Annotated in this window: 3 protein-coding genes; all 3 read right to left on the minus strand. The window is 70.3% G+C overall.

The window, feature by feature from the left end:
- Positions 1-1,097: 1,097 nt before the first annotated feature.
- Entirely contained in the window at positions 1,098-2,627 is a 1,530-nt protein-coding gene (locus tag ABZV34_RS31650) for a S8 family serine peptidase (protein ID WP_356284223.1), read from the minus strand.
- Positions 2,628-2,891: 264 nt separating this feature from the next.
- Positions 2,892-3,833, minus strand: coding sequence for a TauD/TfdA family dioxygenase (locus ABZV34_RS31655; RefSeq protein ID WP_356284226.1), 942 nt, complete (start codon positions 3,831-3,833; stop codon positions 2,892-2,894).
- Positions 3,834-3,997: 164 nt separating this feature from the next.
- Positions 3,998-10,411 (minus strand): amino acid adenylation domain-containing protein, encoded by a 6,414-nt coding sequence (locus tag ABZV34_RS31660; RefSeq protein ID WP_356284229.1) that lies wholly within the window; start codon positions 10,409-10,411, stop codon positions 3,998-4,000.
- Positions 10,412-10,415 lie beyond the last annotated feature (4 nt).

The following is a 10,415-nucleotide window of genomic DNA, read 5'->3' on the forward strand; positions in this document are numbered from 1 at the left end:
CTCAACTCCCTCGCCGACTACCTCACCAAGATCGGAACCACCGACCAGAAAACAGAGCAGAACTAACCCTCAGGATTTCTGGCGCATCACACTAGCGAGTGCTTTCGCATGCGTTGGACGGGGAGCTGCCGAGCCGCCATCCCGACGGCTTCTGTCCCCGGAAGGTCACCCCTGCCTCGATCCGGGCCCTGTTGGCAGCGAAGCCATCTCGAGGCGCTTTGACCGGGTTTTGGCCCGTCACGCAGCGCGCATGCGCCAACTCGCCGGCGGAGGTGCGGTCCATCGCATCGCGGGCCCCGATCAGCTTCTCGCAGAGGGGGCACGTCGACGGCGCGTTCAGGGACGGGCCGCGGAATGGCGAAACGACACTCCGGGAGGGGCGAGCGGGGGCGGGAGGAGTATCGGTGCGCGCGATCTTGAGTTGCTCGGGCAGTTCATGCTGGCGACGGGCTTTCTGCGGCTTCCGCTGATCCTTCGTAGCTGACGGCGCGGAGCTGCCTGCGCGAAGACGGAAGGCCGCTACTCGGGCCTGGTGTCCCCCGCGCAGGGTGCAGGGTTCGCCGGCCGGCGCATTGCAGGCCGGTCAGGAGACGGTCTGCATTGAGGTGTCCCCCGGAGTGTGGACAGGCTCTTCGACAACGGCCAGTAGCACCGGCCGCGACAGCTGGGAGACCAGCAGCCGCGGCCCAGCAGTGAAAACGCCCAGCTCCGGCTGGTGGCGATCCTGTACGTCCAACGACAGGCCCACCCATGTGCCGCCGTCCCGCCTGACATCACTGCGCTGCATGCCAAGAGCGTAAACGGCGCCTACGGGGCGCACACAGTGCCCTTGGTCAGTCGATTCGATCCACACTCCACAAGTGAGTAGCCCTTAGGGAAACGCTCACGGTGCTCGTTGAAAAAGGACATCTTCCTCACCATGTCGGTGGTCAGCACACCGGTCCGGCATCCCGCTCCAAAAAAGCGCGGAGGATGGCAGCTGGGATGCGAGCTCTCGGCCCAGCCACCCGCCAGTGGGTAGCCGCGCGCCTCCTGGCGCGGGGTCCGGTACCGACGGCACCGGACCCCGCGCATGCCCTACGCGTGCAGCCGCACGGTCACCAGGACACGGCCTTCAGAGCGTTCACGGTGCCCCATCCGTAGAACCCGTTGTGGTTCGTGGAGCCCTTACACACCGCGTCGATCGTTCCGTCCGCGTCGATGTCATACGGATCGGTGCACGCCGTCCCGTCCGCCTCGGCGTACAGCAGGGCCTTCACCATGGCGGCGGAGGCGTCCGGATGCGTCGACTTGATGAGGGCGGCCACGCCGACGACATGCGGGGTGGCCATCGAGGTGCCCGACATGTAACCCCACGTGCCGCCGGGCAACGGGCCGAGGATCTTACCGCTAGTGGCGGGCGGGGCGGGGGCCTGGTAGTCGGTCGAGTCACCACCGGGGGCGGCAACGTCGATGACACCGAGGCCGTAGTTGGAGAACGACGACTTGAGGCCCTTCGCCCCGGTCGAGGCGACGGTCACCACGCCCGGCAGCTGAGCCGGGATGGCGAAGCACTGGTGAGGGTCGATCACCCGGTCACTGGGCGTGCCGTCGTTAGGAGAGACCGGGTCGGTGATGGAGGCAGCGTCCAGGTCGTAGCCATCGTTGCCGCCCGCCGCGACATTGACTGTGCCCTTGCGCTCCGCGTACTGCGACGCCCGGGTGATGGCCTCCGCGAGAGCCTTCTGGTCCGGGTCGCTCGCGCAGTTGAAGTACCAAGGGTCAGTGTAATAGCTGTTGTTGGTGACATCGACGTGGTGGTCGGCCGCCCACATGAAGCCGCACACCGCGGCCTCCGTGTAGATGTAGCCGGCCGCGGTGGCCACCTTGATGCCCGCGACCCGCACGCCGGGCGCCACACCGGTGATACCGACACCGTTCTTCGCGCCCGCGATCTCACCCGCCACATGGGTGCCGTGCGGGCTCTCCTCGGCGGTCGGCCGCCAGGAGCCCTCGGTGGTGTCCGGCTTGCCCGACACGCAGTTAGCGGACGCGTCGCGGTTGAAGTTCGGCGCGATGTCCGGATGGGTGTCGTCCACACCGGTGTCGATGACGCCCACGGTGACACGGCGGCTGCCGAGCGTCCGCTCGTGTGCCTTGTCCGCCTTGATGGCGGGCAGGTCCCACTGCAGCGGCTCCAACGGGTCCTGCCCGTCAGCGGCCTTGGCGTGCGCGACCTCGTCGGCGGTGAGCGCCTTCGGCGTACCGACGTCCGTCGTGGACTGCGCCGGGAGCGGCGCGTGACGTGTGGCGCCCGCCGACTGCACTCCGGGCACCGCGCGCAGGGCGGTGGCGAAGCCAGGGTTCGTGGAGTGGACGACGATCACACCGATCTTGTCGTACGTCACGACGATCGTGCCACCCGCCGCGCCTATGGCCCGCTGGACCGCTGAGAGGGTGTGACGGTCCGTCCTGGTGTTGACCACGTACGACAGTTCGGGTCCCTCGGCGGCCTGTGCGGCAGAGACGGCGGGCTTCCTGCCCGCCGCAGCCGAAGCCGCGCCGGGCAGGAAGCCCAGGGAGGCGGTGAGCGACAGTACGACTGGTACGGCGAGGGCGAGTCGTCGTTTGGACGTCAGCTGAGCCACAAGGGGTCTCCATATCATTCGAAAAAGTGAACAAGGTGGTGCTCGATAGCGCCCGACAGATGCATGACATATGCCGGGAAAAGCTGTCCACCGTCCCCTTTAGGGCGGCCATGACTTGCTCGTGATGACCTACGAGCAAATAAAGAGGAGGGCTGAACGGGCGCCCGGCGCCGCGGGCAGCATGGTGGCGTTCGGCGGCTCGGTATGGGGAATCCGCCGCGGACACGGTGCCTGGCACGAGTGCGGCCGGGGGACTCGCGGGTGTCAGATCCCGAGTGCGGTCTCGGGGAGCCGGGCGCGCAGCGGATCCGCGAAGGCCAGCAGGACGCGCCGGTCGCCCTCGAAGGCCTCCCGGCTGTGCGCCATCCGGACGTTGTCCATCATCAGCAGGTCGCCCGCCTGCCAGGGTTCGCGGCGGCTCGCTCGCACATAGGCCTCGTTGATCGCCTGGATGAGGTCGGCGGTGAAGGGTTCGCCGTTCCCCCACCCGGTGTTGAAGGAGAGGCCGTCGGGCCCGAGCACCGAGACGAGGTAGTCGCGGACGTCCTCATCGAGGCTCCACTCGGAGAAGAAGGCGATCTGGTTGAACCAGGAGCGCCGTCCCGTGACCGGGTGGGTGATCAGGGCGGGTCGACGGTGCCAGGTCCGCAGGTCGTCGCCTCGCCACTCGAACTCGATGTCCCCCTCGCGGCAGTACCGTTCCACCTCGTCCCGGGAGGAGGTGCCGAAGGCCTCCGCCCAGGGCAGCCCGACCGTGTCGCTGTAGTTGCGCGTGAGCAGCCAGCCCTCCATCTCCAGGCGGTCGACCACCCCGGCGGGGAGCGCGTCGACGACGGCGCTGGAGTCGGCCACGGCGGTGCAGCCGCCCCGGTCCGGGGCTGTCAGGCAGCCCATGATGAGCATGGCGGGGAACTCGCGGGCGTAGCTCAGCTCGTGGTGCATGCACATGGTCTGGTCGTCGGCCCAGCTGGCGGTGGAGTAGACCGGTCCGGGGGCCTCGTCGCGGTGGGCGAACCCCTCGTGTTCCACCATCAGTTCGCCGGTGTCGGCGAGCGCCTTGCTGACCGCGGCGAAGGTCTCCGCGTCGCCCAGCCCGAGGCCCCGCACCAGCACGGCGCCGTGCTCCGTGACGGCCGACCTCAGCTCGCCGCTGTTGCGCCGGGCCCAGTCGAGGGCTCCATCACGTGCGTCATCAAGTGCGTCCACATACCATTCAACCAACGGGGAGCCGTTGCTGACCGCTGTCATCATCCGTCCTTCATCCATCACGCCGGCCGTGCCGGTGCTGTTCGATTCGCCGATGTCCGGGCCGTGCGGGACGGGAGCCCGTCCCGCACGGGCGGAATTTTCCGTGGTTCCAGGAAGAGGGGCTAGAAATCCAGCACGATGACCCCTTCACCGAGGAGGCTCTCCTCGTGGCGGACCTGGCGCGGGACAACCAGCTCGGCCTGACCGGCGACGGTCGCGTGGGTGAACAACTGTGCCACCCGAACCTCGCTGGAGAAGTGCTCGTTCAGCAGCGCGTGCAGGCGCAGCACCTTCAACGAGGAGCCGCCGAGTTCGAAGAAGTTCTGGTCGATCCCGGCGACCGGGCCGCCGAGGACGTCCTGCCAGATCGCGCAGATCTGCTCCTCAGTCGCGGAGCGCGGTGGCGTGGCGGAGACGGCCTGGTCGGACAGGAAGCGCGGGAGCGGCAGGGCGGCCCGGTCCTGCTTGCCGTTCGCCGTCGTCGGAATCGCGTCGATGACGATGAACTCGGCGGGGACGAGGGCCGACGGCAACTGCTCGGCCAGGTGCGAGCGCAGCTGCGACGGCAGACGGTCCGTATCGGCGCCCGCACGAGGGACGGCGTACGCCACCAGGTGGTACTCCTCCGTGCTGTGTCGGTGCGCCACGACGACGCACGCGGACACCGACGGGTGCGCCAGTGCGACGCCCTCGATCTCGGCGGGGTGCAGGCGCACTCCGTTGATCTTGAGCTGGTGGTCGATCCGGCCGCGGACCTCCAGAAGCCCGTCGGGGCGCAGCCGGCCCAGGTCACCGGTCCGGTAGAGCAGGTCCGACGCGTCGGCGCGCTGCGGGTTCGGCAGGAAGGCCGCCTCGTTCGCCTCAGGGTTCTCGAAGTAGCCGAAGGTCCGGAACGGCGTGCGGATGAGGATCTCCCCCAGCTCGCCCACACCGCACAGCTCACCGTCGCGCATCAGGACGGCCTGGCACTGCGGCAGCGGCGAGCCCACCGGCAGCAGCTGCGGCAACGCGGCGTTCCGCGGGACGCGGTAGGCGAACTTCGCCATCGTCGTCTCGGTCGGGCCGTAGAGGTTCACCACCTCGGCAGAGTCGGGGAGGACCTCCCGGAACCGCTCGACGAGTGCCGCCTTGAGTGGCTCGCCGGCCAGGAAGGCCAGCCGCAGCTCGCCCAGGCCGGTACCGGCCGGCGCATCCAGCAGCCATGAGTGGAGCACCGTCGGTGCCGCGTGCAGCACCGTGATCCGCTCCCTCACCAGCCAGGAGAACACCGCCTTCCCGGCCAGCACGTCCTCGGGCCCGGGCAGCACCGTGGTGCCGCCGCTGACCAGGCCGACGAGCGTGTCACGGAGCATCACATCGAAGGAGGAGCTGGTCAGCTGAGCGCACCGGTCCTGCGACGTCACACCGAACTCCTGGCTCTGCCAGCGCAGGAAGTGGGTCAACGAGGCGTGCCGGCCCAGGACTCCGCGGGGCGTGCCCGTGGTTCCCGAGGTGAAGAACAGGTACGCGGGGGAATCGGGGTCCACCGCCGGGAGCGCCACGTCAGGGGCCGCCGGGAGAGACGCCTCGCTGCCCGCCAGCTGCGACCGCCCGGTACCGGCGTCCACGGTGGTCTGCGGCATGCCCTCGATGACTGCAGGCTGCGGCTCGTCTGTCTCCTCCACCCGGACGCAGAACACCGGAGCGCCGACGTCGACCAGGTGCCGACGCCGGCCTGCTGGCAGTGCCGGGTCCACGGGGAAGAACACGGCGCCGCTGCGCAGCACCGCCAGCATCGCCACAACGAATCCCGGACTCCGCGGCCCCGTCACCGCGACCACCTGTCCCCGCCCGCACCCCGCCGCGACCAGGTGCCGGGCGAGTTCCTCGGAGCGGTCGACCAGTTGCCGGTAGGTCAGGGCGGAGCCGCCGTGGCTGACGGCCGTGGCGTCCGGTGCGATCGCGGCCCGGGCCGCGATCAGTTCGGTCACCGGCGGCTGCGCGGGCGCGTCCACCGGCGTCGCCAGGGCCGCACCGGCATGTGCGTCACCGGGCAGGACCAGGGAGTACGCGTCCAGCGGGCGGTTCGGTGCGGCGACGACCTGGGTCAGCAATGCGCTGAACTGCCCCAGCATGGCCGCCGCACGGGCCGCCGAGCACGAGTCGGTACGGTAGACGAGCTCGATGTGCAGGGCGGCGTCGTCCCGCTCCGAGACGTAGAACGTAAACGGCAGCTTGGCCTCGGGCTCCCAGAGGGTGTCGTCGAACAACGTCTCCACGCCGTCGATCACCGCTTCCTCGTGGAGCCGACCGAGGTAGTTGAGCAGCACGTCGAACACGGGACTGCGGTCGAGGCGCCGCACCGGGTTGAGTCGCTCCACCAGCAGCTCGAACGGCGCGGCCTCGTGCGCGTAGCCCTCGTGGAGCCCGGCGCTGACCCGGGAGAGCAGGTCGAGGAAGGTCGAGTCGCCAGCCAGCTCGGTCCGCAGCACGAGCGTGTTGAGGAACAGGCCGACGATGCTCTCCGTCTCGACGGCGTCACGGTTGGCCACCGGGTAGCCGACCACCACGTCCGACTGGCCGCTGAGCCGGCACAGGAGCAGGTTGAGCGCGGCCATGGCGATCTCGAACGGGGTCGTCGAGGTCTGCGCCGCGAGCCTGCGCAGTGCCGCGCCGGTCTCCACGGGCATGCTCCGCGCGAGGCGGCCGTCGGCTCGGCCGCTGCCCTCGGGCTCCGACACGTCCATCGGCAGTTCGAGCTGGGGCGCGCCCGCGAGCTTGGCGAGCCAGTACTGCAGATCGGGCTCGACCGCCCCACTCGCCACCCGTTCCCGGACGGCCGCGGCGTAGTCGATGTATTGGACCCGCGACGGCGTCGGCACGGACTGCGCCTGCGACGGATCCGCCCGCCGGCCGTATAGGGCCGCGAGATCGCGCATCAGCAGCCGCATGGACCAGCCGTCACCCGCGATGTGGTGGAGCGTGAGCAGGAACCGGTGCTCGGACGGGCCCGTCCGGAACAGGGCGAACCGGACCGGTGCCTCCTCGGTGAGCCGGAAGGGCACCAGGTCGTCGGTCTGCACCAGCCGTGCGACGGCCTCGTCCAGCTCCGCGGGATCGCACGCGGTCAGGTCGTGCTCGGCGTAGGCCAGGGGCAGCCCTTCCCGGACCCGCTGGGTCGGTGTCCCGCCGGCCGCGTCATAGGTGACGCGGAGCAGCTCGTGCCGGGCGACGAGGTCCTCCAGCGCGAGGCGCAGGGCGGGGACGTCCAGCGGACCGCGGAAGGTCGCCAGCGTACGGATGTGGTAGGCGGTGCTGTCGGAGTCGAGCTGGGACAGGAACCACATCCGCTCCTGCGCGAAGGACAGCGGGTGGCCGTCCGTGCGGGCGACCACCGGTATACCGGTGTGGGTCCGCGGGGCCGTCTCGTCCACCAGGCGGGCCTGGGAGGCGATGGTGCGGTGGGCGAAGTAGGCGGCCGACGGCAGATCGAGGCCGAAGTGCTCATTGACCCGGCTGGCCAGTTGCAGGGCCAGCAGGGAGTGGCCCCCGATCACGAAGAAGTCGTCCGTGCTTCCGAAGGCGTCGCTGCCGAGCAGTGCGGACCAGACTCCGGCCACCGCCCGCTCGGTCTCGGTGGCGGCCGCCACCCGCTCCGCGGTCGCCAGCTCCCCGTCGCCGAGCCGGGACAGCGCCCGGCGGTCCACCTTGCCGTTGGCGGTGAGCGGCAGGGTGTCGACGCGCAGGAAGTGGGAGGGCACCATGTGGGTCGGCAGGCGGCGCAGCAGCGCCGCGCGCAGAGCCTCGTTGGAGGGCGCCGAGCCGGTGGCCTCCAGGTAGGCGTAGAGCAGCCCGGTCTCCCCGCCGGTCGCGCGGGGGAGGACCACGGCGCGCTCGATCCCGGGTTCGTCCCGCAGCGCCTGTTCGATCTCGCCCAGCTCGACGCGCTGGCCGCGAATCTTGACCTGGTTGTCGCGCCGCCCCAGATAGCGCAGCTGTCCGTCGGGCGACCAGCAAGCCAGGTCACCGGTGCGGTACATCCGGCCGGTACCCAGCGGGTCCGCGACGAAACGCTCCGCCGTCAACTCCGGGCGGTTCAGGTAGCCGCGGGCCACCTGGGCCCCGCCGATGCAGAGTTCACCGGTGACGCCGATCGGGCACGGCCGGCCGCTGTCATCGAGGACGTAGAGGCGGTTGTTGGGCGCCGGACGGCCGAGGGTGACCGGCCGGCCGCGTTCCACGTGCAGCGTGGTGACGTCCACGGCCGCCTCGGTCGGGCCGTAGTAGTTGATCAGTCGCGCACCGTCGTCTCCGACGGCGCCGAAGAATCTCCGCGCGAGGCTGCTGTCGAGCTCCTCGCCGCTGCAGACGCAGAACCGCACTCCCGTGAAGCCGTCCTGACAGGAGTTCAAGTACTGGCTGAGCATGGACGGAACGAAGTGCACCACGGTCACCCCGTGACGGCGGATGGTCGACCGGATCAGCTCGGGGTCGGACTCTCCCCCGGGCGAGAGCATGACCTGCCGGGCACCGATCGTCCCGGGCAGCAGCAGCTCCCACACGGAGACATCGAAGGTGTACGGCGTCTTCTGCAGGATGACGTCGTCCTCGCCGAGGCCCAAGTCCTCGACCATCCAGTGCAGCCGGTTGACCAGGGAGCGGTGCTCGACCAGGGCGCCCTTGGGGAGCCCGGTGGACCCTGAGGTGTAAATGCAGTAGGCGAGGTCGCCCGGTCCCGCGGCGGTCGGCGGGTTGTCGGTGCGCTCCGACAGCGGCCCGGCCAGGTCCAGCAACGTCCGGCCGGTGAGGAGGGGGTCTGCGGCATCCCCGACCCGCAGCACGACGTCGCATCCGCTGTCGTCCAGGACGTGGCGGACCCGGTCGTCGGGGTCGGTCGAGCTCAGCGGCAGGTACGCGCCACCGGCTTTCAGGACGCCGAGGACCGCCGCCGTCAGGTCGGCGGACCGGGCCAGCCGCAGCGCCACCAGGGTGCCGGTCGCCACGCCGTACTTGTCGCGCAGCGTCCACGCCAGTCGGTTGGCCTGCGCGTTGAGCTCGGCGAACGTCCAGGACTGTTGCTCGTCGACGACCGCGACGGCGTCCGGGGTGCGCTGGACCTGCTCCTCGAACAGCCGCACGACGGTGGTGTCGAGGTCGTACGGTGCGTCGGTGCGGTTGAAGCCGTGCATGACGAGCTCGCGCTCGGCGGCGTCGAGCAGTTCGAGGGCCTCCACCGGCTCGTCCGGCCTGGCCACCGCGTCCGCCAGCAGGACCTCGAAATGGCGCAGCAGCCGTTCGATACGGTCGGCGTCGAACAGTTCGACGGCGTACTCGACGGTGGCGAGCAGCCCTTCGGGCGTCTCCGCGAAGAACAGCGTCAGGTCCATCTTGCTGTGGCCGTTGCCGACGCGGACCGCCTGCACTCCGAGGCCGGGCACCTGTTCGCCGGGCTCGCCGAAGCCCTCATCGGACATGATCATGATGTCGAAGAGCGCGCTGCGCCCCGCTTCGGTGTCGGCGCCCGCGTCACGGACCACCCGGTCGAACGGGTACTCGGCGTGGCCCAGAGCGCCGCGCACGGTCCGGTGGCTGCTGAGCAGCATCTCGCGGAAACTCGCGCCAGGCGCCACCGGATCGCGCAGCGCCACGCTGTTGATGTAGCAGCCGACCTGGTCGAACAGCTCGGGCAGCGGCCGGTTGACGGCGGAGGTGCCCAGGGCGATGTCCCTCTGCCCGCTGTAGCGGTACACCAGCACCCGCAGTGCGGCGCTGAGCGCGGCGAACGCCGTGGTCCGCTCCAGCCGGCAGAGGTCCTTGAGAGCGGCCACCGTCTCCGGCCGCAGGACGCGGGTGGCGTTCGCACCGAGGTGGCTGCGCACCGTCGGGCGGGGGCAGTCGGCGGGCAGGTCCACCCGCTCGACCGGCTCCTGGAAACGCTGCCGCCAGTACTCCCGGGAGGCGTCCAGGACGCCGCTGTCGAGCACGGTCTGCTGCCAGACCGCGTAGTCCTTGTACTGGAGCCGGGCACCGTCCTCGGCCTCCTGCGGGACGCCCTGCACACCTCGCCGGTAGACGTCCAGCGCCTGGTCGAGGAGCACGGTCAACGACCATCCGTCGACCGCGATGTGGTGCGCCGCGAGGACCAGGACATGGCGGTCGGCGGCCTCCTTCACCAGCATCACGTGCAGCAGGCGCCCGGCGGCCAGGTCGAACGGGCGCGACACGAAGTGCTCGATCAGCCGGTCGGTCCCCTGGGCAGCGATCCGGTACGTCCAGTCCAGCTCCGCGTCGGCGGCCGGCCGCTGCCGGGGCACGCCGTCCACGCTGCCGAACACGGTGCGCAGCGCCTCATGGCGCCGCAGCAGCTCGGTAAACGCCTCCTTGAGCGCCTCGACGTCCAGCTCGCCGTCCAGCCGGTAGACGGCGGGAATCGTGTACGCGGCGTGGGCGTCGCCGGACTGGGCAGCAAGCCACATCGTCAGCTGCGCCGACGACAGCGGGTACCACTCCGCGTCCGGTGCGGACGCGATTTCGCTGATGCTCTGCGGTGCGGTCATCGCG

It is taken from the genome of Streptomyces sp. NPDC005195 (assembly GCF_040608315.1).
Taxonomy (GTDB): Bacteria; Actinomycetota; Actinomycetes; order Streptomycetales; family Streptomycetaceae; genus Streptomyces; species Streptomyces kaempferi.